This window comes from Methylonatrum kenyense (assembly GCF_023195885.1).
GTDB classification, from domain to species: domain Bacteria; phylum Pseudomonadota; class Gammaproteobacteria; order Nitrococcales; family Aquisalimonadaceae; genus Methylonatrum; species Methylonatrum kenyense.
Map to the genome: position 1 here is coordinate 1 of NZ_JALPKO010000005.1, position 20,436 is coordinate 20,436.

Consider the following 20,436-nt stretch of genomic DNA (forward strand, 5'->3'; position numbering starts at 1 on the left):
AAAACGTTAAACTTCCAAATCAGGTAATAACCGTTTCAGCAGTCGCAGGCGTTCCATCGGGTCGTGGGTCTCGAGTAACTGCTGTCGTTCGGGTAGTTCCAGCGGCATGACCTCGGCCAGCCGGCAGCCCAGCCAGTGGGCGCGGTCGCGCTGGTCCTCGATCAGGTGATAACCCAGGTCGCGGATCTGCATGACGCGGTCGAGAAGTTTGTCGATGGCCTCGGGCTGGCGGGGGGCGGGCAGGTCCAGGGGGTCATCCAGGCGCTCAATGTGCCCGGTCAGCAGGCCGGAATCGCTGACCGAGGTGTCCAGCAGGCGGAAACGCTGTTCGCCGACCACGGTAATCCCCAGCAGCCCGTCCTGGCGTTTCTCCCAGTCGATGATCCGCGCCATTGTGCCGATCTGGAACGGAATGGCCGGCTTGCCGGCCTCCTGCCCATCGCGAATCAGGCAGACCCCGAAACAGGCATTCTCCCGCAGACAATAGCTGACCAACTCCAGGTAACGTGTCTCGAAGATTCTGAGTTGCAGCGGGCCGCCGGGAAACAGCACTGTTCGCAGCGGGAAAAGCCTGATTCGCTCGACCACCGCAATCACTCCGGCTGTGCGCCCCAACGGGGCAGCATACTGTGTTCGATATCCAAATGATCGAGTATGCGTGCCACCACGAAATCCACCAATGCCTCGACCGACTGGGGACGATGATAGAAGCCGGGGTTCGGTGGCAGGATCACCGCGCCACAACGGCTCAGTCGCAGCATGTTCTCCAGGTGCAGGGTCGACAGCGGTGTCTCTCGGGGCACAAGGATCAGCCGTCCCCGTTCCTTCAGGATCACGTCTGCGGCGCGCTCGATCAGGTTGTTGCTGGTGCCGGCAGCAATACTGCCCAGGGTGCCCGTGGTGCAGGGACAGATCACCATGCGCGAGGGTGCGCCCGAGCCGGAGGCCACGGCTGCGGTCCATTCGCTGGGACCGAACAAACGCAGCTGCTCATCGCGGGCATCGAACTGCTGGCACAGGTGGCGTGCCGCCTCGCGGTTGCGGGCGGGCAGGCGCAGGTCGGTCTCGGTGCCAATGACCACCCGTGCCGGATCGGAGATCAGCAGGGCCACCTGCCGGTCGAGCTGCAGCAGGCATTGCAGTAGACGCAGGCCGTACTGCATTCCGGAGGCGCCGGTAAACGCAAGCGTGATGCCGTCGTTGCGCCAGTTCATGCCTCGGTTTCCTGACGGCTTTCCAGCGCTTGCAGCAGCTTCTGGTGAATGCCGCCGAACCCGCCGTTACTCATGATCACGATGCGGTCCCCCCAGCGGCTTTCACGAGCCAGGTCGCTCACCAGCCGGTCCAGGTCGTCCCGGCACTGGCCACGACCGTCGGAGATTGCCATTGCCAGATCGTCCACCGGCCAGTCCACTTCGGGGCCCTGATACAGCCAGACGCGATCCGCTTGGTCGAGACTGGCCGGCAGCTGCTGCCGGTGCGTGCCCAGGCGCATGGTATTGGAGCGCGGTTCCAGCACCGCGATCAGGCGGCCGGCATCATCCGTCTGCCGCATTGCCTCCAGGGTGGCAGCGATGGCGGTCGGGTGGTGAGCGAAATCGTCATAGACCCGCACGCCAGCGGTTTCGCCACGCAGTTCCTGCCGGCGCCGCATGCCACGAAACTCGCGCAGCGAGCGCAGGCCGTCCTTCAGGGGCACGCCGACATGGCGGGCGGCGAGCAGGGCGGCCGCGGCGTTTGCCGCGTTGTGCGCGCCCGGCATGCCCGAGTCGAGTACCGCCTGGTGCAGGCCGAAGCCGCTCAAATGATGCGCGGTTCCCGTCGAACCCAGGCGCAGCGCGTTGTCGGCGTGCTGGCCGACATGCTGCACCGGCGTCCAGCAGCCCATGGCCAGGGTTTCGGCAATACTCGCCTGGTCGCCGTTGGCGATGATCAGGCCGTCGCCCGGTACGGTACGGACCAGATGGTGGAACTGGCGCTGGATTGCGGCAAGGTCCGGGAAGATGTCGGCATGATCATGCTCGAGGTTGTTGATGATCAGCGTCCGCGGCCGGAAGTGCACGAACTTGGAGCGCTTGTCGAAGAAGGCGGTGTCGTACTCATCGGCCTCGATCACGAAAAAGCGGGTACCACCAAGTCTTGCCGATACCGGAAAGTTGCCGGGTGCGCCGCCAATCAGGAATCCCGGTTGCAGTCCGGCCGACTCCATCAGCCAGGCAAGCATTCCCGCGGTGGTGGTCTTGCCATGGGTGCCGCTGACCGCCAGCACCCAGCGATCATGCAGCACGTTCTCGGCCAGCCATTGCGGCCCCGAGGTGTAGGGCAGACCGCGGTTCAGTACCGTCTCCACCAGCGGGTTGCCACGGCTCATGGCGTTGCCGACCACAACCATGTCCGGGGCCGGATCAAGTTGGGCGGGGTCGAAGCCCTCGGTGATGCGGATGCCGCCGGCGCGCAGCAAATCGCTCATCGGCGGGTACACGTTGGCATCGCAGCCGCTGACCGTATGCCCGGCCTCGCGGGCTAGCAGCGCAAGGCTGCCCATGAAGGTGCCGCAGATGCCGAGGATGTGGATGTGCATCGGGGGTGGTTCTCCTGCATTCGACCTGCGACGCAAAATCCGCTTCAGGCGATCATCGCCGTAACGTTGACCGAAAGGAACAGGTACAGCATCGCAGCCAGCACGCCGCCGACCAGCGGCAGATCCAGCGCATTGCGCAGGATGTGACCGACCACGACCAGCGTCCAGAGCAGTACGCCCAGGAGCCAGACGGCAGCCACGGGCGAGATCTCCTCCGCCGCCCGGTCCAGGCCAGCGGTGGCGGGCAGCGCGATCAGGGTCAGCAGGGCGTCGGTACCGAAGAAGGCGGTCGCGGTCTGGATGAACCGGTTGCCGAGCCCGCGCAACTGCAACGCGACGGCAACGAACAACAATGTGAAGCCGGCGGCGGCGGCGATCTGCAGGGCCGGGTTGTCGTTGCCCATGATGCCGAGCGCAATCAGTGACAGGGCGCAACTTACGGCAATGGTTGCCGCCAACGCACTACTCGTGCCCGGCAGATCCTGAGGACCGTTCTGCAAGCGCAGGATACCCAGCAGCCCCATCAGCAATCGCATGTCCACCTGCAGCCGTCCTCCCGATCCGTCACGCACGCCATGGCAAGGATACCTGTCTGGCAAGTGACTGCCACCGCCAGAAATTCCGCAGTGCGACATAAGCCGTTGTTATCGGTATAATCGCGACCCCTTTTTCAATGAGCAGTGTCGTGGAGGCCGCATGAACATCGACCAGATTGACGTCGGCAAGAATGTTCCGGAGGACGTGAACGTCATCATCGAGATCCCGCAGTTTGCCGATCCGGTGAAGTACGAAGTGGACAAGGACAGTGGCGCGCTGATGGTGGATCGGTTCATGGCCACTGCCATGCACTACCCCTGTAACTACGGCTACATCCCGCACACCCTGTGTGGCGACGGTGACCCGGCCGATGTGCTGGTGGTCGCGCCGTTTCCGCTGATCCCCGGCTCGGTGATCAGCTGCCGGCCTGTTGGTGTGCTGAAGATGACCGACGAGTCCGGCGAGGATGCCAAGCTGCTGGCGGTACCGGTGGCAAAGCTCAGCCCGCTGTATGCCAACGTCAAGGAGCCGCAGGACCTGCCCCAGCTCCTGCTGGATCAGGTCAGCCACTTCTTCGAGCACTACAAGGATCTCGAGAAGGGCAAGTGGGTTCGCGTCGATGGCTGGGAAGGAAGTGACGCTGCGCGTCAGGAGATTGTCGAAGCGGTGGAGCGCCACAACAAGGGATAAACCATCGGAACGGCCTCCTGGATGGCGCCAGGCCGCAGTTTGCGTGGCCTGGCGCCATTGTCGTTTCAGGATTCGCGGCGAGGGAACGTTTTTTGCAAGTTGCAAGTCAATTGTTGAGGCGCAGGATTTTGGGGACAAATACTGTGGACACGCAGAATATGGGCCCTATAATCCGCGCATTCGGCAGGTGTCGGGCTTCGGTGCCGTGAACCTGCCCAGGCGGAATTGCATCAGTGGCCTGGAACGTTGGTTGCCATGCAACGTTCACTGACGTCGCGGCGTCCGGCCCCTGGCCACGCGGCAGAGCATCGGGAGGATCGGCCCGGGAGGGGCTGATTCGGGATATCTCGTACGGATGCAGCAGCCGAAATCGGAGATGGTGCCCATGACGCGGGTCCTCACCAAGCAGCGCCTGGAACGGGAGAACCTGGCCTATCGCTTCACCGGCGGTGTCAGTCAGGAAAACCGCGGCTTCGGCTTCCGTCCCGCCTTCCGTGACACCGATGATCGTTCGGTGTATCTGTCACTGCGGGCCTGCGGCAGCCCCGCCCCATTCCATTGCCTCGAGGGCCTTCCCTCGAACTTGATAGTCGGTCGGGACGCGGCTGGCGTGCCCATCCTGAAACCTTCCCTGGAGGCGGGGTTTGTTCGCGACGGCGTTTTCTACACCCGCGACGAAGCGGCTGCATCAATGGCTGCCAGTGACGGCTGAGCAGCAATCCGTCTACCCTGCCTGAATGGCTTACACCCAGGTTTTTCTCGAACTCGACGCTGAAGATACCCAGGCGGCGGAAGACCTGCTGATGGAATCCGGTGCTCTTGCCGTGACCCTGCGTGACCCGGGCGGCGAACCAGTGCTGGAACCCGCTCCGGGCGATGTTCCGCTCTGGCCCAGCCTGACCCTCTGTGCCCTGTTCCCCGACGGTATGGACCTGGTGGCCCTGCGCCGACAGGCAGCGCTCGCGCTTGGCGAAACCACGATAGCGAGCTGGCGGCAGGAAACGCTGCAGGACCGGGTGTGGGAGCGCGTCTGGATGGACGATTTCACGCCCATGCGCTTCGGCCGCCGCCTGTGGATCTGCCCCAGCACGCACCAGGTGGACGCCACCGATGCGGTGGTCGTGAAACTTGATCCGGGCCTGGCATTCGGCACCGGCACCCATCCGACAACGGCGCTTTGCCTGCGCTGGCTGGATGCTCAGGACCTGCGCGGGCAATCGGTCATCGACCTGGGCTGCGGCTCAGGCGTGCTGGGAGTTGCGGCACTTCTGCTCGGCGCGGGTCGCTGCGTTGGCATCGACAACGACCCACAGGCGTTGATCGCAAGCCGGGATAACGCGATACGCAACGACGTCTCCGCGCGATTGCGCTTGCTCGATGCGGGGGACCCGGACCCGGAGCCGGCCGATGTGCTGGTGGCCAACATCCTGTCCAGTATCCTGATTCGCCTGCAGCCGCAGGCGGCACGGCTGCTGCGGCCGGGTGGCCGGCTGGCGCTGTCCGGCATCCTCGACACCCAGGTGGATGCCGTCACCGAGGCCTATGCCGGCAGCTTCGCCCTCGACCCACCCCAGCAGGACGGCGACTGGATGCTCCTCAGCGGGCGGAAGCGCTGAAGCTGGGGCTGGGTTCCAATCTCTACGTGTGGCTTCGCGTTCCATCGACTGTTTCCTTTACTCCGGACGACCGTGGCCGAAAAATGCCCGGCATGACCACTGCGTCTCAGCCGTATTACACCCAGTGTCCGGAATGCGCCACGCTGTTTCGTGTCGACGTGCTGCCGAAGCAGGCGCGCTGCGGTGCGTGCGGGAATTGTTTCAATCCGGCGCGCCGCCACGCCCAGCATCTGCCCCTGGTATTCAAGCCGTTCGTCCCGGAAGCCTTTCGCCTGACGGCCCTGCCTGCCGTGATGCCCGCGCCGGAAGCGCCGACCACGGTTACGCCGTCGCCCGGCCGGGCCGCAGGGCATCCGGCCGCCGACGGGGCCGCGGCGCCTGTTCGCCGCCGCCGGCCGACGGGTCGGGTCGCCGGCGCGTCCTGGCTGGTGGCCAGCCTGCTGTTGTCGATCGGGTTACTGGCGCAGGGGCTTTTGCTGCAGCGGGATAACCTGGCCGACCACCGGCCGCTGCGCCCGTTGCTGGCTGCGCTGTGCGATATTGCGGGCTGCACGCTGCGGCCGCTGCGAGAGCTTGACGCATGGCAGTTGAGCGACGCGGAGTTGATGCCGGATTCAGGGCAGCCCGGCACGCTACTGGCGACGGGGCGGTTGCGGCACGACGCGGACCAGCGGCTGGAATTGCCGCTTTTGCAGATCGAGCTGCTCGACGCCGGCGGCAGAGTTGCGCATCAGGGCGTGTTCTCTGCCGATACCTATCTGGACGCCGAGATGGCGGCGCAGGACTGGACAAGGGGGCTGGCCCCCGGTGAGTCCCTCGCCATCGAATTTCGGCTGGAGGGCGCGGGCATGGCGCCGGATCAGTTCCGGTTCCGCTTAAGGAAGCGCTGAGGCGAACGGTAAGGGGGCACACATCGACGCCACCTTGAGGTATGATCGCTAACTGTTCGTTTCTCAGCTCCGAGGAGACGCAAACGCTTTCGTCACCGGCAGGCCGGCATGGCACTGATCATGTCCGTTCATCGGTCGAGCGCGGGCTTGCGTGGAGCAAAGGGCACAGCAGACAAGAAAGCCATGACTGAGCAAAGCAGCGCGCAAAAGAAAGAGACTGTCTGCGGCAAGGATGCCGACTCCGACACCAATGTTGGAGCGATCCGGGCCTGCGTCGCCGACTCCCTGGAAACCTATCTGCATCAACTCAACGGCCACGACTGCGCCAATCTCCACAGCCTGGTGCTGGCGGAGGTGGAACCGCCTTTGTTGGCCACGGTGCTGGCGCATTGCAACGGTAACCAGACCAAGGCGGCCCAACTACTCGGCCTGAACCGGGGGACCCTTCGCAAGAAGCTGGTTCAGTACGGCATCGATCATTAGGGAAACACCGGATCGGTTGGGTTCGCGGCCGACTGCTTGAACTAAAGGATTCGCCATGACTGCCATTCCCGGTCTTCGCCCAGTGCGGCGCGCCCTCCTCAGTGTGTCCGACAAGACGGGCGTCACCGATTTCGCCCGGGCGCTGGCTGCCGCCGGGGTCGAGCTGCTGTCCACCGGCGGCACGGCAAAGGCCCTGCGCGAGGCGGGACTCGAGGTCAAGGATGTGTCCGAACACACCGGCTTTCCCGAGATGATGGATGGCCGCGTCAAGACGCTGCATCCAATGGTCCACGGCGGCTTGCTGGGGCGGCGCGGCATTGATGACGCGGTGATGCAGGAACACGGCATTGCGCCCATCGACCTGCTGGCGGTCAATCTGTACCCCTTCCGCGAAACCGTGGCGAAACCGGGTTGCACCTTCGAGGATGCGGTGGAGAACATCGATATTGGCGGACCAGCCATGGTTCGCGCGGCGGCCAAGAATCATGAGGGTGTCGCCGTCGTGACCGACCCCAAGGATTACGCTGCGGTGATCGCCGAGATGGAGGCGCATCAGGGGCTCGGATTCGAGCGTCGCCTGGCGCTTGCGGTAAAGGCATTCGAACATACAGCGGCCTATGATGGCGCGATTGCCAACCATTTCGGCCGTCTCAATGCCAGGCGCCGGCCGGAAGGTTATGCGCGAACGCTGAACCTTCAGTTTCACAAGGTGCAGGACATGCGCTACGGCGAGAATCCTCACCAGTCCGCAGCCTTCTATCGCGAGGCCGATAGCGCCGAACCGTCGGTGGCCAGAGCGCGCCAGGTCCAGGGCAAGGCCTTGTCCTACAACAACGTGGCCGACACCGATGCGGCCCTGGAGTGCGTCAAGGCGTTCAGCGCCCCCGCCTGCGTCATCGTCAAGCATGCCAACCCCTGTGGCGTGGCCGTCGCGGACAGCCAGATCGAGGCCTACGAGCGGGCCTTCGCCTGTGATCCCACATCGGCATTTGGCGGCATCATCGCATTCAACGAGCCGCTGGATGCGGTGACGGCGCGGGCGATTGTCGAGCGGCAGTTTGTCGAGGTGATCATTGCGCCGGGCGCCGAGGAAGCGGCGCAGGAACTGGTTGCCACCAAGAAGAACGTGCGTCTGCTGGTGTGCGATGGGTGGACCGCCAGTCGCGCGGGGCGGCTGGATTTCAAACGCGTCACCGGTGGTCTGCTGGTGCAGGATGCGGATATCGCCCTGGTGTCCGACGGCGAGCTGCGCGTTGTCAGCAAGCGGCAGCCGACCTCGCAGGAGTTGCGTGATCTGCGCTTTGTCTGGGACGTGGCGCGCTTCGTCAAGTCCAATGCCATCGTCTACGGTCACCACGGCCAGACCGTCGGCATCGGCGCCGGCCAGATGTCCCGTGTCTGGAGTGCACGCATCGCCCGCGAGAAGGCCATCGATGCCGGACTGAAAGTGGAGGGCGCGGTGATGGCCTCCGATGCATTCTTCCCGTTCCGCGACGGTATCGACCAGGCCGCCGAGGCCGGCATCGCCGCAGTGATCCAGCCCGGCGGTTCAATCCGCGACCAGGAAGTGATCGCCGCCGCCGACGAACACGACATGGCGATGGTGTTTACCGGGATGAGGCATTTTCGCCATTAGCAGGCTGCGTTTTACGTTTAAGGTTTTAGGTTTTAGGACCTAAAACGTTAAACCTTAAAACTTTAAAACAACGATTCCGGAATCGACTGTATGAACGTTCTGATAATCGGCAACGGTGGCCGGGAGCATGCGCTGGCCTGGTCCTGTGCGCGTGCGGATCGCGTTGAACAGGTGTTCGTGGCGCCGGGCAATGCCGGTACCGCGCAGGAGCCCAAGTGCCGCAACGTCAATGTCGGCGTGACCGATATTCCGGCGCTGGTCTCTTTCGCCCGGGACAATGCCGTGGATCTGACCATCGTCGGGCCGGAGACGCCGCTGGTGATGGGCGTCGTGGACGCCTTTCGCGAGGCCGGCCTGCGTTGTTTCGGTCCGGATGCCGGCGCGGCGCAACTGGAGGGGTCGAAGTCGTTTAGCAAGGACTTTCTGGCCCGGCACGGCATTCCGACCGCCGAGTATGCAAGCTTTACCGACCCGGCCGAGGCGCGCGCCTACGTGATGGAGCGCGGCGCGCCGATCGTGGTCAAGGCGGACGGGCTTGCGGCGGGCAAGGGCGTGGTCGTGGCACGCACCGTCGACGATGCATTGGCTGCGGTCGACAGCATGTTGGAGGACAACGCCTTCGGCGATGCCGGTGCCCGGGTCGTGGTCGAGGAGTTCCTGGACGGCGAGGAGGCGAGCTTCATCGTCATGGTGGACGGCGAACATATCCTGCCCCTGGCCAGCTCCCAGGACCACAAGGCCCGTGACGAGGGCGACACCGGCCCCAACACCGGGGGCATGGGCGCCTATTCCCCGGCACCGGTCATCAGCCCGGCCATCCACACCCGCGCGCTGCGCGAAGTGATCGAACCAACGGTCCGCGGCATGGCAGCCGAGGGTCACCCCTACACGGGTTTTCTCTATGCCGGTCTGATGATCTCCGGCGACGGCACCCCCAAGGTGCTGGAGTTCAACTGCCGCATGGGCGACCCGGAGACCCAGCCGATCCTGCTGCGCCTGCGTTCCGATCTCACGGCGTTGTGCGAGGCGGCGCTGGATGGCCGGCTGGACCAGGTGGACTGTGACTGGGAGCCCCGTGCAAGCCTCGGCGTGGTCATGGCAGCCGGCGGCTATCCTGGCAGCTACCGCAAGGGCGATGCAATCGAGGGCCTGCCCGCGCCGGATGCCGAGTCGGACCGCAAGGTGTTCCATGCCGGTACCGCACAGGACGAACAGGGCCGCACCGTGACCGCCGGTGGCCGGGTGCTGTGCGTCTGCGCGCTGGGTGAAAGCGTCAGCATCGCCCGTGACCGGGCCTACCAGTGGGTCGATGCCATCCACTGGAACGACGCCTTCCACCGCCGCGACATCGGCCACCGCGCAATTGCCCGGGAATGAAGGTGGGCGGGCACCGAGGCTCCCGCCCGGCGTAGGGCGGATCAAGCGCAGCGGATCCGCGCGGTGTGATTCGTTGGCGGGACAAAAAAGGTTTTCGGACAAGGAAGGTGTTCGGACCAGACAAGGCCGGGGCGGGCCATGGCCGGGGTGGTCACCGCAAGATCGGTGCCGCGGTCTGTGGTCTGACACCGCGTGGATTCGCTGCCGCTTAATCCACCCTACGAAAACTGACACAGCACGCACGCTGCAGAGCCACCGACGTGTCCGAACACCGAAAACCTTCTTTGTCCGAAAACCCTTTCCCTATATCCATGCCCCGGCCAGCGCAAGCATCAACGCCGTGATCACCCCCGCCATGCTCAGGCCCAGGCCGGCAAAGGCGCCGGCCGTGGCGCTGATGCCGAAGGCCTGGGCCGTACCGAAACCGTGAGCGGCGAGCCCCATCGCGAAGCCCTTCACCTTGTCGTCCCGGATGCCCAGCAGGCGGATCAACGGGGGCGCCAGCATGCAGCCAAGGCTGCCGGTGATCAGAACCAGTGCGGCCGTCAGCGATGGCAGGCCGCCGAGCTTCTCGGTAACGCCCATGGCGATGGGTGATGTGACGGATTTCGGGGCCAGCGACAGCAGCGTCAGGCGATCGGCACCAAGCAGCCAGGCAACGCCGACCGCGCTCAATGCCGCGGTGCCGGCACCGACCACGCCGGACAGGATCAGCGGCAGGATCAGCCGGCGAATCGCGTGGCGATGATCGTAAAGCGGTATTGCCAGTGCCACGGTGGCTGGGCCGAGCATGAAGTGGATGAACTGTGCACCCTCGAAGTAGGTGTCGTAGTCGGTGCCCGTGAGCAGAAGAATCAGCATCAGTCCGGCCATGGCCAGCAGCACCGGATGCAACACGGGGTTGGAGCCCAGGCGGGCGTTCAGCCAGATCGCTCCCTGGAAGACGATGAAGGTTGCCGCCAGCCAGAGCAGCGGTGTGGCAGACAGGTAGACCCAGATGTCGACGATCTCATCCGCCACGCCGTTCTCCTTCCGCCGAGTTGTTGCTCTTCAGCAACAGATTGAACAGCAACAGCGTGACCGCGATGGCCAGCCCGGTGCTGATAAGCAACGCCAGGCCGATGGCCAGCCAGTCCCTGCCGATCAGATCGAAATGCACCATCAGCCCCACGCCGGCCGGCACGAACAGCAGGGCCAGGTAGCGCAGCAGGGTGTCCGCGACCAGACGCAGCGAATGCGGCACCGCACCATGCCAGACAAGGCCGGCCAGCATGATCAGCATGCCTACCACCGGGCCGGGTATCGGCAGTTCCAGCAGTTGCACGAAGGTCTCTCCGGCCAGCTGGCAGAGCAGGATCAGGCTGATGCCCGGCAGCGCATGCATGGTGTAGACTCCGTGTGTGGCTTATGAACAACAGCGTTGTTGTTTTTTGCTTGCATTAGTGTTGCACAGGTGTCACAGTTCGTTGCGAGTGACACAGTTCACTGTCCTGATCTTTGATCAGGTGCTTTATGCAGAAAACCGGCTAACAGGCTGTTAAACAACAAAAACAGCGTTTGGCACGGCTTCTGCTTAGGTCAGTGCACCGTTCAGTGACGAACGGGCATGAACAATCGTACATGGGGAGGAAAATTCCATGCGCATCAAGAACACTGCATTGGCGGGTGCCGCTGTCACCGCCCTGGCCCTGGCCGCTCCGGCCCAGGCCGACCTCAGCTTCCAGGCCGGCGACTGGACCGTTGGCTTTGACGGTAACGTCAACGCCTTCTACACGGTCACCGATTCCGAGTCTGATCCGAATGACGTTGACGGCGGTCTGGCCTCTGTCGATGATCGCGGTTCCAAGACCCACAACATCCGTACTGGTCTGCTGCCGTCCAAGCTGGGCTTCAGCGCCTCCACCCGTCAGAACGGTTTTGACGTCGAGGCGTATGTTTCCTATTGGCCTGGTGTTGATGGCAGCCCGGTAACCGGCGCCGATCGCTCCGCGGCCCTCGGCTTCGGCGGTGCCAACTTCCGTCAGGTCTACCTGGCGTTCGGTAACGAAACCATGGGTACGATCAAGATGGGTCGTGACCTGGGCGTTTTCGGCTCTGACGCCATCCTGAATGATATGACCATCATGGGCGTCGGGACCGTTGGTCCGACCCTGAATGGCGGCAACACGACCCTGGGCCGCATCGGTACCGGCTATGTCTATGCCGACTTCAAGGCGCAGTTCCAGTATCAGACGCCTGACTACAATGGTCTTCAGGCAACTGTTGCCATTTCCGAGCCGCTGGCGGCCGGTTCGCTTGCGAATGTTCCCGGCGACCCGGATCGCACCTACAGCTTCGCGGATGGTGTGAACGGCAACCAGAACAATGATCGGCCGGCTTTCGAAGGCAAGATCACTTACGACTTTGCCCTGCCGGACGGTCTGGAAGGCCGTTTCTGGGTTGGTGGTATCCAGCAGCGTGTCCGTGGTGAACTGGCCAATGAAAACAGCGCAAGCCACAACGCCTATGCGGGTGAAGTCGGTATTTCTGCCGGTGTCGGTCCGATCTCGGGCGTGGCCTACTACTATCGGGGTAAGGGTATCGGCACGACTGCGCAGCTGCTGGATGGCTATTCCATCAACAGCGAGTCGGCTCGCAAATCCGATGGTTTCTACCTCCAGGGCATGTATGAAGTCCCGGTCATCGGCTCCAAGCTGGGCGTGAGCTACGGTGAGTCCCGTCTGGACGATAACAGCGGCGACGAAGGAACTCTGTTGGACAACAACAGTTCCTGGATCGGTGGTATCTATCATCCGCTGACCCCGAACCTGACCTTGGTGGCCGAGTACACCCGTACCGTTGCCGAAAACCATGACAGCGAAAAGAACCGTGAGCACAACGTCGCCGTCGGCGGCATCCTGTTCTTCTAAGGTTCGAATCGGGTAGTAACGCTTAAAAGAAAGGGGGCCGGGACGGCTCCGATAATCACACAAGGCTGTGTGACCCATGTATGACCTCAAGGGCCGCTGACGCGGCCCTTTTTTTATGAGCACGCGCTTTGCGCGTGGGTTTACGGACAAGGAAGGTTTTCGGTTTTCGGACGGAGGGCCGCTTTAGGTCCTAGCGGTTTCCGAGTTTTTTGTAGGGTGGATTAAGCGCAGCGAATCCACGCGGTGTGATTCGTTGGCGGGACAACAAAGGTTTTCGGACAAGGAAGGTGTTCGGACCAGACACGCCTGGGGTAGACGTTGGCCGGAGCGGTCGCCGCCAAATCGGTACCGTGGTCGATGGGCCTGACACCGCGTGGATTCGCTGCGCTTAATCCACCCTACGAGGCGCGGGCGATGCCAATGAGGTTTAGGCCCGCGGCAGCGGGCCATGTCTCGTCCGAAAACCGAAAACCTTCCTTGTCCGGAAGCCCGCCGTCAGGCGGGCGGTCCCAGGACCGGCTCTCCGGTCCGCAAATCTGTCACCGCCGGCCCGCGCAGGCTCAGGATCGGCCAGTTGCGGGCTTCGGCTTCGGCCTGGAGGGTGTCGTCCGGATCCACGGCAAAGGGGCGATCGACCCGTTCCAGCAGCGGCAGATCGTTCAGGGAATCGCTGTAGAACCAGGTTTCGGTAACCGGTTTGTTCTGCTCCACCAGCCAGCCGTCCAGCGCCGTGATCTTGCCCTCGCGAAAGGTCGGCGTGTCGATGACCCGGCCGGTATACCAGCCATCCCTTATTTCAGGCGTCGTTGCCAGCAGGGCATCAACCCCGAACAGCTCGGCAATGGGCGCGGTGATAAAGCGATTGGTGGCGGTCAGGATCAGGGTCCGGTGACCGCTGTCCCGGTGATTCGAAACCAGCGCCTGCGCGGCCTCCGTGATGATCGGACGGATCGCCTGGTCGACGAATTCCGTGCGCAATCGGTGCAATGCTTCCGCAGGGTGTTCGGTCAGGGGCCTCAGCGAGAAACGCAGAAACTCGTGTATGTCCAGCGTGCCGGCCTTGTACTGGGCATAGAAGTCGCGGTTTGCCCGATCGTAGGCCTCGGCGTCCACCAGGCCGCGCTCGACGAGGAACCGGCCCCACAGGTAGTCGCTGTCGCCGGCAAGAAGCGTGTTATCAAGGTCAAAGATCGCAAGTTTCATGGTTGGGAAGAGTCGGGGCTAGTGGACCGGGGTTCAAGTCCTGGTGCGGGTTTGAGTGCTTTTCTGCGGCTAGACATCATCGATTCAATTTGCCGCAAGTGCCGGAAATGTGGAAGAATCAAGGCATCTTTCAAGGCTAGGGTGAAGCGCCAAGTGATTGATTCCGACGGCTTTCGGCCAAATGTGGGGATCATCCTGACGGATGGCGCGGGGCGTGTTTTCTGGGCGCGGCGCATCGGGCAGGATGCCTGGCAGTTTCCGCAGGGCGGCATTGATGCCGACGAAACGCCGGAACAGGCCCTCTACCGGGAACTCATGGAGGAGGTGGGTCTCGGCCCCTCGCAGGTCGAGTTGGTCGGCTCCACGACCCGCTGGCTCCGCTACCATCTTCCCCGCCACCTGATCCGCCGCCACCGGCGGCCGTTGTGTATCGGCCAGAAACAGCGCTGGTTCATGCTGCGCCTGGTTGGTGATGAATCGGATGTGCGGCTCGACGCCGCCGACAAGCCGGAGTTCGACCACTGGCAGTGGGTGGATTACTGGCGTCCGGTGCGCGAGGTGGTGTTCTTCAAGCGCCATGTCTACCGGCGTGCGCTTGGCGAGCTGGCACCCTTGGCGTTCCCGGAAGGCGAGGTGCCCGAGCCCCCGGCGCGAGAGCGGCGTGGCCGGCGGGCTGGAGTCAACGGCTCCCGCCGGCGGCGCGACAAGGCCAACCGACCGGCCTGAGCGGCTTTCTCCGTATCGGTTTCCCGATGATTTTGGCCCGCAGGCGGGCAAGGCGAGTTCATGCTTCAGACATTGCACAGCATCATCCAGGAGGTGAACGCCGCTCGCGGGCTGGATCATGCGCTGAAGATCATTGCCAAGCGCGTGGCGGATTCCACGCATGTGGATGTCTGCTCCGTCTACCTGGTCGACCCGGATAGTCAGGAGTACGTGCTGATGGCGACGCGGGGCCTGAATCCGGAGTCGGTTGGCCGGGTGCGGCTGCGCTTCGACGAGGGTCTGGTCGGCCTGGTGGGCGAGCGCAAGGAAGTGCTGAACCTGGAGGATGCCGAGGCCCATCCCCGGTTCCGCTATTTCCCTGAAACCGGCGAGGAACGTTTCCACTCCTTCCTCGGTGCGCCGATTATCCATTTCCGCCGTCTGCTCGGCGTGCTGGTGGTGCAGCAGACCGAGCGTCGCCGCTTCGATGAGGAAGAGGTCGCCTTCATCGTCACCATGGCATCCCAGCTCTCCGGTGCCATCGCCCACAGCGAGGCCAGCGGTGACGCCCAGGGCGGTGCCCTGCCCTCCAGCCATTCCCTGCGCCGCCGTGCCCTGACTGGCGTGCCGGGCAGCCCCGGTGTCGCGATGGGAACTGCCATGGTGGCCTATTCTCCGGCGGATCTTTACGCGGTACCGGACCGCCCGGTCAAAGATGTCGGGCGCGAGATCGAGCTGTTTACCTCGGCGCTGGAGGGGGTAAAGGAAGAAGTCAGGGAACTGGCAGATCGACTGGCCGATGCCGTGCCGTCGGATGAGCACCGTCTGTTCGAGGTGTATCTGCGCATGCTGGAAAGTGAAAGCCTGACCGAGGGCACCATCGAGCGGATTCGTGGCGGCAACTGGGCCAGCGGCGCCCTGCGCGAGAGTATTTCCCAGTACGTCAGCGTGTTCGACGAAATGGAAGACCCGTACCTGCGCGAGCGGGCCAGCGATATCCGCGATATTGGCCGGCGTATTCTGATGCGGCTGCAGCTCGACACCGGCGACAGCCGCGCCATTCCCGAGGGTACGGTGCTGGTGGGTGAGGAGATCAGTGCCTCGCAGCTTGCCGAGATTCCGACGGACCGGCTGGCCGGTGTCGTGACCGCTCGCGGGTCGGGCAATTCGCATGTGGCCATCCTGGCGCGGGCGCTGAATATTCCGGCGGTCATGGGGGTGAGCGAGTTGCCCGTGGGCCGGCTGGAAGGCAAGGAAATGATCGTCGATGGCTACGCCGGGCGCATCCATGTCGAGCCGGGACAGGACGTCCGCAAGGAATACCGACGCCTGCTGCGCGAGGATTCCGAACTGGCCGCCGGACTGGAGCCGCTGCGTGACGAAGTGGCGCAGACCCCGTGCGGATTCCGTATGGGCCTGTACGCCAATACCGGCCTGATGTCCGACATCAACGCCTCGATTGGCAGCGGCTGCGACGGTATCGGCCTGCACCGCACCGAGTTTCCGTTCATGGTGCGGGAACGGTTCCCCGGTGAGGACGAGCAGACCCTGGTTTACCGCCAGGTCCTGGAACCGTTCGCACCCCGACCGGTGGTGTTGCGCACGCTGGACGTGGGCGGAGACAAGCCGTTGCCGTATTTTCCGGTGCGGGAGGAGAACCCGTTTCTCGGCTGGCGCGGCATCCGCCTGACACTGGACCACCCCGAAATCTTCCTGACCCAGTTGCGCGCCATGCTGCGGGCTAACAGTGGCTGCGGCAATCTGCGCCTGCTGTTGCCCATGGTCAGCCGCATGTCGGAGCTGGACGAGACCCGCGCCCTGCTCGAGCGGGCCCGCGAGGAGCTGGAGGAGGAGGGTGTTGCCGTCGACATGCCCGAGGTCGGCGTCATGGTCGAGGTCCCGTCGGCCGTTTATCAGGCCGAGCGCCTGGCGGAGTCGGCCGATTTCATTTCCATTGGCTCGAATGACCTGACCCAGTATCTGCTGGCGGTGGACCGCAACAACGCCCGTGTCGCCGATTTGTATGACGAGTTGCACCCGGCGGTGCTGGAGGCCCTGCGTCAAACCGTCGATGCCGCCTGCCGCCATGACAAGTCGGTGACCGTCTGCGGTGCCATGGCCGGCGATCCGGCCGCGGCGATCCTGCTGCTGGGCATGGGCGTCACCGGACTGAGTATGAGTGTCTCCAGCCTGCTGAAGGTGAAATGGGTGATCCGCAGCTTCAGTTGCGACGATGCCAGCGAATTGCTGGAGCGCGCCTTGCTGATGGACGATCCGGCCGAGATCCGCAAGATGTTGAACCAGGCCCTGGACCAAGCGGGCCTCGGCGGCCTGATTCGCGCCGGGAAGTAGAGGCACCCGGCGACCGCCGGGTGGGTTTTCGGAGAAGGAAGGTGTTCGGTTTTCGGACTGGACCAAGGCCGGGGCGCGGATTGGCCGGGGTGGTCACCGAACGACTTGTGCCGCGATCATGGTGGAGCACACTGCGCACATTCGCTGCGTTCAATTCACCCTATACGACCTCCAGGCGGCGTAGGGCGGATCAAGCGAAGTGGATCCGCGCGGTGTGATCCGTCGAAGGGACAAGGAACGTTTTCAGACATGGAAGGTGTTCGGACCAGGCGAAGCCGGGGCGCGAGTTGGCTGTTGCGGTCACCTGAGGGATTTTTTGCCGTGATCGGTGCGCCTGACACCGCGTGCATTCGCGTCGCTTAATGCACACTACGACAAAATACGAAAACCTCCTTGTCCGAGCACCCTCATTTGTAATTGACAATCACTCTCATTTGCATTCATGCTTTGGCTAACGCAGCCGAGGTCTTGCCATGTACGTCTGTCTCTGTAACGGCATTACCGATCGCCAGATCCGCCAGGCGGTGGAAGATGGCGCGTCGTCCATGCGCGAGCTGCGCCGGCAACTCGGCGTTTGCGGGAACTGCGGCCGTTGCGGCCCGGAGGCGCGGGAAATTCTCTGCCAGACGCAATGCCGGGTCGCCGCCGAAAAGGTGACCATCGATCTGCCGCCGGTGCCCGCCCTGACCCAGCCCGCCTGGGCTGCCGGCTAGGGAAACACGGATTTATTCGTACGCCCGCGTTTTCGGCCGCGGTTGTCCTTGCCCTTCCCCGGCGCGCTCGCGCTACACTCGGGTTATATACCTTGAAACCGTTTCAATGGAGGCTTGCCATGAAGGGCGACCCGAAGGTCATCGAGCACCTGAACACGATCCTCTTCAACGAACTCACGGCGATCAATCAGTACTTCCTGCATTCCCGCATGCTGAAGGACTGGGGGCTGACCAAGCTGGCCGACCACGAATACCAGGAATCCATCGAGGAGATGCAGCACGCCGACAAGCTGATTGATCGCATCCTGTTCCTGGGCGGGCTGCCCAACCTGCAGGATCTCGGCAAGCTACTGATCGGTGAAGACGTTCGGGAGATTCTGGAATGCGATCTGCGGCTTGAGGAAAAAGGCATCCCGGACCTGCGTGAGGCTATCGCCTACGCCGAATCCATCCGGGATTACGTTAGCCGCGACCTGTTCCAGACCATCCTCGCCGATGAGGAGGAACACGTGGATCACCTGGAAACCCAACTCGGACTGATCGAGCGTCTGGGGCTGGAGAACTATCAGCAGTCGCAGGTTTAATTTATCGTCCGGCGCTTGCCGGACGAAGTTTTCAGTGTTCAGTGATTCAGTTTTCAGACGGGCAATCCCAACCTTAGTCGCGCCGCCGCGGAATTTGTCTGAAAACTGAACACTGAAACCTGAAATCTCCGCTTTTTTCAAAAGCGGTAAGACAACGACACACTGCCGAAATTGGTCTTGCCCTTCTGCGCGCTGAATTCACGGGTGGAGAACACGTGGGTGTAGGTGATGCGGGTGCGGAGGCCGATGTTCATCGCGCCGCCAACCTGCAGCTCGCCCACGAGATAGCGTTTGTCGTTTACGCTGCGGCTGTTCTGATAGGTGTTGCCGTCAAGGAAGATGTTGTGCAACACGATTCGGCTGTCGAGGCTGCCGAACAGGTACCAGCCGAACTGGCTGGTGGGACGGAATACGCCGGAGCCGGGCAGGGTGGGGCTGATTCTCGGCGGCCCCCAGTCGTTGGGCAGGTTCTTGCCCACCCGGACCGTGAAGCCGCCATTGAGCTGGGTGAAGACGTTGCCCACCGAGCCACCCCAGAACGGCGTGCCATCCCAGGCCCAGCCATCCTCGCCCTGACCAATCCAGGCGCGGTTCTGGCGCTGGTAGGCCAGTAACAGGGCGGGTTCGTTGCGCAGCTGCTTGCGCCAACCCCTCGGCTGCGGTGAGCCGGTGAAGCGGTGGACCTCCTTCTGAATCTTGTCGGCGCCCGAGGCCGGCCCGACCACGCCGACGCTGAGCTGCAGCCGGTCCAGCCGATTCTCCGTTTCCGAGCCGAGACCGACAGTGGCGTACAGCCAGCCGGCATAGGGCCGATCATCCTTCGGCGGGTCGACCAGCGTAATGTCATCGGGCGTGTACATGTTCTGGCCCAGCGAGTAGCTGACCTTCAGTTCGCCACGCTGGGAGAAAAACGGCAGTTGATCCGCCCCGCGCCGAACCAGGTCGGGGACGTGATCGTCGGGCGACAGCCAGGTGGCGCGGATGCCGTTGGTGTAGTAGCGGTCTTCGCCACCGAACAGGTCATTTTCGTACTCCAGCACCAGGGTGCCCCATTCCATGCGTCCGTCATCCGCCTGCGTAACCGCGGCCATGGCAAGGCCGGTCAGGAGCAGGAGGCATCTCATGGCCGTTGCTCCCGGCGTTGCCTTGGTAGTCGCCGCTCGTCGGCGGTTGCCCGCATCAACACGGCATCCATCGCCCGGCTCGGCAGCAGACGGCGCAGATAACCGAACAGGTAGGTCGGCACGGTGACGTAATAGCGTGCCCGGGGCCGGCGGCTTTCCAGCGCATGCACGAGCCGTTTGAGTACCGCCTCGGGTGGCAGCGTGAAGGGTCCGGAGGCGGGTTCGTCGTCTTTTGCCAGGCGGTACTCAACCGCGCGGTAGGCGTCCCGGTGCGGGCTGTCCTCGGTTTGGATGTGCTGGCGGAAGCGTGCGTAGGCGTTGGCCCGGAAACGGCTGCTGATGGGGCCGGGTTCGATCAGGCTGACCTGGATGCTGCTACTGCGCAGTTCCATGCGCAGGGTGTCGGCCATGCCTTCCAGCGCAAACTTCGATGCCGTGTAGGCACCGCGGTAGGGCAGTGCCGCGAAACCCAGAACTGAGCTGTTGAACACGATGCGGCCATGGCCATGCCTGCGCATTGCCGGCAGCACGCTCGCCGTCAGCTCCATTGCACCGAACACATTGGTCTCGAACTGCTCGCGTAACGCTTTGCGGGGCACGTCCTCCAGGGCCCCGGGCTGGCCGAAGCCCGCATTGTTGAACAGCGCGTCGAGGCGCCCGTCGGTGGCGGCAAGCACGGTTTCCACCGCCGCGTGAATGCTGGCGGAGTCGTCCACGTCCAGCAGGACCGCATCAAGGCCGCGTTCGTGCAGGTCGGTGATCTGTGCATCACGCCGGACGCCGGCAAAGACCCGCCAGCCGCGTTTCTGCATGGCATGCGCGCAGCACAGGCCGATACCACTGGAGCATCCGGAGATGAGCAGGGCGGGTCGGCGGTGGTCATGCGGGTCAGTCATGCCGGCATGCTACACCGGTCGGGTGGCAGACCGAACCCTTCCCGGGACCTGCCGAAGAACCGGAACCCGGCGGGTGCGGACAGAAATAAATCACTGTCTCACTTGTTTCTGCCGACGCATGCCCGTATATAAATGGCGTT

The 20,436-nt window shown here is 63.6% G+C and carries 21 protein-coding genes; 12 read left to right on the top strand and 9 right to left on the bottom strand.

The window, feature by feature from the left end; all coding sequences use genetic code 11:
• Positions 1-6 precede the first annotated feature (6 nt).
• From M0534_RS07340 to M0534_RS07355, 4 genes are read right to left on the bottom strand one after another with little or no spacing between them, the layout of a single operon-like run.
• Positions 7-588 carry an LON peptidase substrate-binding domain-containing protein gene (locus M0534_RS07340; RefSeq protein WP_248567776.1) on the bottom strand — a complete coding sequence of 194 codons (582 nt, stop codon included), beginning with the start codon at positions 586-588 and terminating at the stop codon, positions 7-9.
• A 5-nt stretch (positions 589-593) separates the two neighbouring features.
• Entirely contained in the window at positions 594-1,214 is a 621-nt protein-coding gene (locus M0534_RS07345; protein ID WP_248567777.1) for a flavin prenyltransferase UbiX, read from the bottom strand.
• Positions 1,211-2,581, bottom strand: coding sequence for a UDP-N-acetylmuramate:L-alanyl-gamma-D-glutamyl-meso-diaminopimelate ligase (mpl, locus tag M0534_RS07350; RefSeq protein ID WP_248567778.1), 1,371 nt, complete (start codon positions 2,579-2,581; stop codon positions 1,211-1,213). Before mpl ends, M0534_RS07345 begins: the two co-directional genes overlap by 4 nt.
• Positions 2,582-2,625: 44 nt before the next feature.
• Positions 2,626-3,123, bottom strand: a complete 498-nt coding sequence (locus tag M0534_RS07355; protein ID WP_248567779.1) for a hypothetical protein — start codon at positions 3,121-3,123, stop codon at positions 2,626-2,628.
• A gap of 154 nt (positions 3,124-3,277) precedes the next feature.
• On the opposite strand from M0534_RS07355, the gene ppa reads away from it, so the two are divergent.
• The 7 genes from ppa (at position 3,278) to purD (ending at position 9,810) form a co-directional block, all read left to right on the top strand.
• Positions 3,278-3,808: an inorganic diphosphatase gene (gene ppa, locus M0534_RS07360; protein WP_248567780.1), complete on the top strand. Its 531-nt coding sequence runs from the start codon at positions 3,278-3,280 to the stop codon at positions 3,806-3,808.
• A gap of 385 nt (positions 3,809-4,193) precedes the next feature.
• Positions 4,194-4,520, top strand: coding sequence for a hypothetical protein (locus M0534_RS07365; RefSeq protein WP_248567781.1), 327 nt, complete (start codon positions 4,194-4,196; stop codon positions 4,518-4,520).
• Positions 4,521-4,545: 25 nt separating this feature from the next.
• Positions 4,546-5,424 (top strand): 50S ribosomal protein L11 methyltransferase, encoded by an 879-nt coding sequence (gene prmA / locus M0534_RS07370; protein WP_248567782.1) that lies wholly within the window; start codon positions 4,546-4,548, stop codon positions 5,422-5,424.
• 83 nt (positions 5,425-5,507) lie between these two features.
• Positions 5,508-6,314, top strand: coding sequence for a zinc-ribbon and DUF3426 domain-containing protein (locus tag M0534_RS07375; protein WP_248567783.1), 807 nt, complete (start codon positions 5,508-5,510; stop codon positions 6,312-6,314).
• Positions 6,315-6,422: 108 nt separating this feature from the next.
• A complete protein-coding gene (fis, locus tag M0534_RS07380; RefSeq protein ID WP_428348521.1) occupies positions 6,423-6,797 on the top strand; it encodes a DNA-binding transcriptional regulator Fis in 375 nt (124 codons plus the stop codon).
• A 55-nt stretch (positions 6,798-6,852) separates the two neighbouring features.
• Positions 6,853-8,433 carry a bifunctional phosphoribosylaminoimidazolecarboxamide formyltransferase/IMP cyclohydrolase gene (gene purH, locus M0534_RS07385; RefSeq protein WP_282571342.1) on the top strand — a complete coding sequence of 527 codons (1,581 nt, stop codon included), beginning with the start codon at positions 6,853-6,855 and terminating at the stop codon, positions 8,431-8,433.
• A gap of 90 nt (positions 8,434-8,523) precedes the next feature.
• Positions 8,524-9,810 (top strand): phosphoribosylamine--glycine ligase, encoded by a 1,287-nt coding sequence (gene purD, locus M0534_RS07390; RefSeq protein WP_248567784.1) that lies wholly within the window; start codon positions 8,524-8,526, stop codon positions 9,808-9,810.
• A 303-nt stretch (positions 9,811-10,113) separates the two neighbouring features.
• Here purD and M0534_RS07395 read toward each other — a convergent pair whose 3' ends face one another.
• Both M0534_RS07395 and M0534_RS07400 read right to left on the bottom strand, forming a co-directional pair.
• Positions 10,114-10,830 carry an LrgB family protein gene (locus tag M0534_RS07395; protein WP_248567785.1) on the bottom strand — a complete coding sequence of 239 codons (717 nt, stop codon included), beginning with the start codon at positions 10,828-10,830 and terminating at the stop codon, positions 10,114-10,116.
• On the bottom strand, positions 10,820-11,194 hold the full coding sequence (locus tag M0534_RS07400; protein ID WP_248567786.1) for a CidA/LrgA family protein: 375 nt from the start codon (positions 11,192-11,194) through the stop codon (positions 10,820-10,822). Before M0534_RS07400 ends, M0534_RS07395 begins: the two co-directional genes overlap by 11 nt.
• 253 nt (positions 11,195-11,447) lie before the next feature.
• Here M0534_RS07400 and M0534_RS07405 point away from each other — a divergent pair, with 253 nt between their 5' ends.
• Positions 11,448-12,719, top strand: a complete 1,272-nt coding sequence (locus M0534_RS07405; RefSeq protein ID WP_248567787.1) for a porin — start codon at positions 11,448-11,450, stop codon at positions 12,717-12,719.
• Between the two features lie 495 nt (positions 12,720-13,214).
• Here M0534_RS07405 and M0534_RS07410 read toward each other — a convergent pair whose 3' ends face one another.
• Positions 13,215-13,922, bottom strand: coding sequence for a histidinol-phosphatase (locus M0534_RS07410; protein ID WP_248567788.1), 708 nt, complete (start codon positions 13,920-13,922; stop codon positions 13,215-13,217).
• 153 nt (positions 13,923-14,075) lie between these two features.
• On the opposite strand from M0534_RS07410, the gene M0534_RS07415 reads away from it, so the two are divergent.
• The 4 genes from M0534_RS07415 (at position 14,076) to bfr (ending at position 18,276) form a co-directional block, all read left to right on the top strand.
• Positions 14,076-14,648 carry an RNA pyrophosphohydrolase gene (locus M0534_RS07415; RefSeq protein ID WP_248567789.1) on the top strand — a complete coding sequence of 191 codons (573 nt, stop codon included), beginning with the start codon at positions 14,076-14,078 and terminating at the stop codon, positions 14,646-14,648.
• Between the two features lie 60 nt (positions 14,649-14,708).
• Positions 14,709-16,979, top strand: a complete 2,271-nt coding sequence (gene ptsP / locus M0534_RS07420; RefSeq protein WP_248567790.1) for a phosphoenolpyruvate--protein phosphotransferase — start codon at positions 14,709-14,711, stop codon at positions 16,977-16,979.
• 473 nt (positions 16,980-17,452) lie between these two features.
• Entirely contained in the window at positions 17,453-17,692 is a 240-nt protein-coding gene (locus M0534_RS07425) for a bacterioferritin-associated ferredoxin (protein WP_248567791.1), read from the top strand.
• 119 nt (positions 17,693-17,811) lie between these two features.
• Positions 17,812-18,276 (top strand): bacterioferritin, encoded by a 465-nt coding sequence (bfr, locus tag M0534_RS07430; protein ID WP_248567792.1) that lies wholly within the window; start codon positions 17,812-17,814, stop codon positions 18,274-18,276.
• 137 nt (positions 18,277-18,413) lie between these two features.
• Here the strand turns inward: bfr and M0534_RS07435 are convergent, their stop codons facing one another.
• Both M0534_RS07435 and M0534_RS07440 read right to left on the bottom strand, forming a co-directional pair.
• Entirely contained in the window at positions 18,414-19,400 is a 987-nt protein-coding gene (locus M0534_RS07435) for a lipid A deacylase LpxR family protein (RefSeq protein ID WP_248567793.1), read from the bottom strand.
• On the bottom strand, positions 19,397-20,296 hold the full coding sequence (locus M0534_RS07440) for an SDR family NAD(P)-dependent oxidoreductase (protein ID WP_248567794.1): 900 nt from the start codon (positions 20,294-20,296) through the stop codon (positions 19,397-19,399). The genes M0534_RS07435 and M0534_RS07440 overlap by 4 nt, the downstream gene beginning before the upstream one ends.
• Positions 20,297-20,436 lie beyond the last annotated feature (140 nt).

Bases quoted from the DNA above. Each gene is read 5' to 3' on its own strand.
- M0534_RS07345 (WP_248567777.1), bottom strand. From the start codon at position 1,214: ATGAACTGGCGCAACGACGGCATCACGCTTGCGTTTACCGGCGCCTCC.
- mpl (WP_248567778.1), bottom strand. From the start codon at position 2,581: ATGCACATCCACATCCTCGGCATCTGCGGCACCTTCATGGGCAGCCTT.
- ppa (WP_248567780.1), top strand. From the start codon at position 3,278: ATGAACATCGACCAGATTGACGTCGGCAAGAATGTTCCGGAGGACGTG.
- M0534_RS07365 (WP_248567781.1), top strand. From the start codon at position 4,194: ATGACGCGGGTCCTCACCAAGCAGCGCCTGGAACGGGAGAACCTGGCC.
- prmA (WP_248567782.1), top strand. From the start codon at position 4,546: ATGGCTTACACCCAGGTTTTTCTCGAACTCGACGCTGAAGATACCCAG.
- M0534_RS07375 (WP_248567783.1), top strand. From the start codon at position 5,508: ATGCCCGGCATGACCACTGCGTCTCAGCCGTATTACACCCAGTGTCCG.
- fis (WP_428348521.1), top strand. From the start codon at position 6,423: ATGGCACTGATCATGTCCGTTCATCGGTCGAGCGCGGGCTTGCGTGGA.
- purH (WP_282571342.1), top strand. From the start codon at position 6,853: ATGACTGCCATTCCCGGTCTTCGCCCAGTGCGGCGCGCCCTCCTCAGT.
- purD (WP_248567784.1), top strand. From the start codon at position 8,524: ATGAACGTTCTGATAATCGGCAACGGTGGCCGGGAGCATGCGCTGGCC.
- M0534_RS07400 (WP_248567786.1), bottom strand. From the start codon at position 11,194: ATGCATGCGCTGCCGGGCATCAGCCTGATCCTGCTCTGCCAGCTGGCC.
- M0534_RS07405 (WP_248567787.1), top strand. From the start codon at position 11,448: ATGCGCATCAAGAACACTGCATTGGCGGGTGCCGCTGTCACCGCCCTG.
- M0534_RS07410 (WP_248567788.1), bottom strand. From the start codon at position 13,922: ATGAAACTTGCGATCTTTGACCTTGATAACACGCTTCTTGCCGGCGAC.
- ptsP (WP_248567790.1), top strand. From the start codon at position 14,709: ATGCTTCAGACATTGCACAGCATCATCCAGGAGGTGAACGCCGCTCGC.
- M0534_RS07425 (WP_248567791.1), top strand. From the start codon at position 17,453: ATGTACGTCTGTCTCTGTAACGGCATTACCGATCGCCAGATCCGCCAG.
- bfr (WP_248567792.1), top strand. From the start codon at position 17,812: ATGAAGGGCGACCCGAAGGTCATCGAGCACCTGAACACGATCCTCTTC.
- M0534_RS07435 (WP_248567793.1), bottom strand. From the start codon at position 19,400: ATGAGATGCCTCCTGCTCCTGACCGGCCTTGCCATGGCCGCGGTTACG.
- M0534_RS07440 (WP_248567794.1), bottom strand. From the start codon at position 20,296: ATGACTGACCCGCATGACCACCGCCGACCCGCCCTGCTCATCTCCGGA.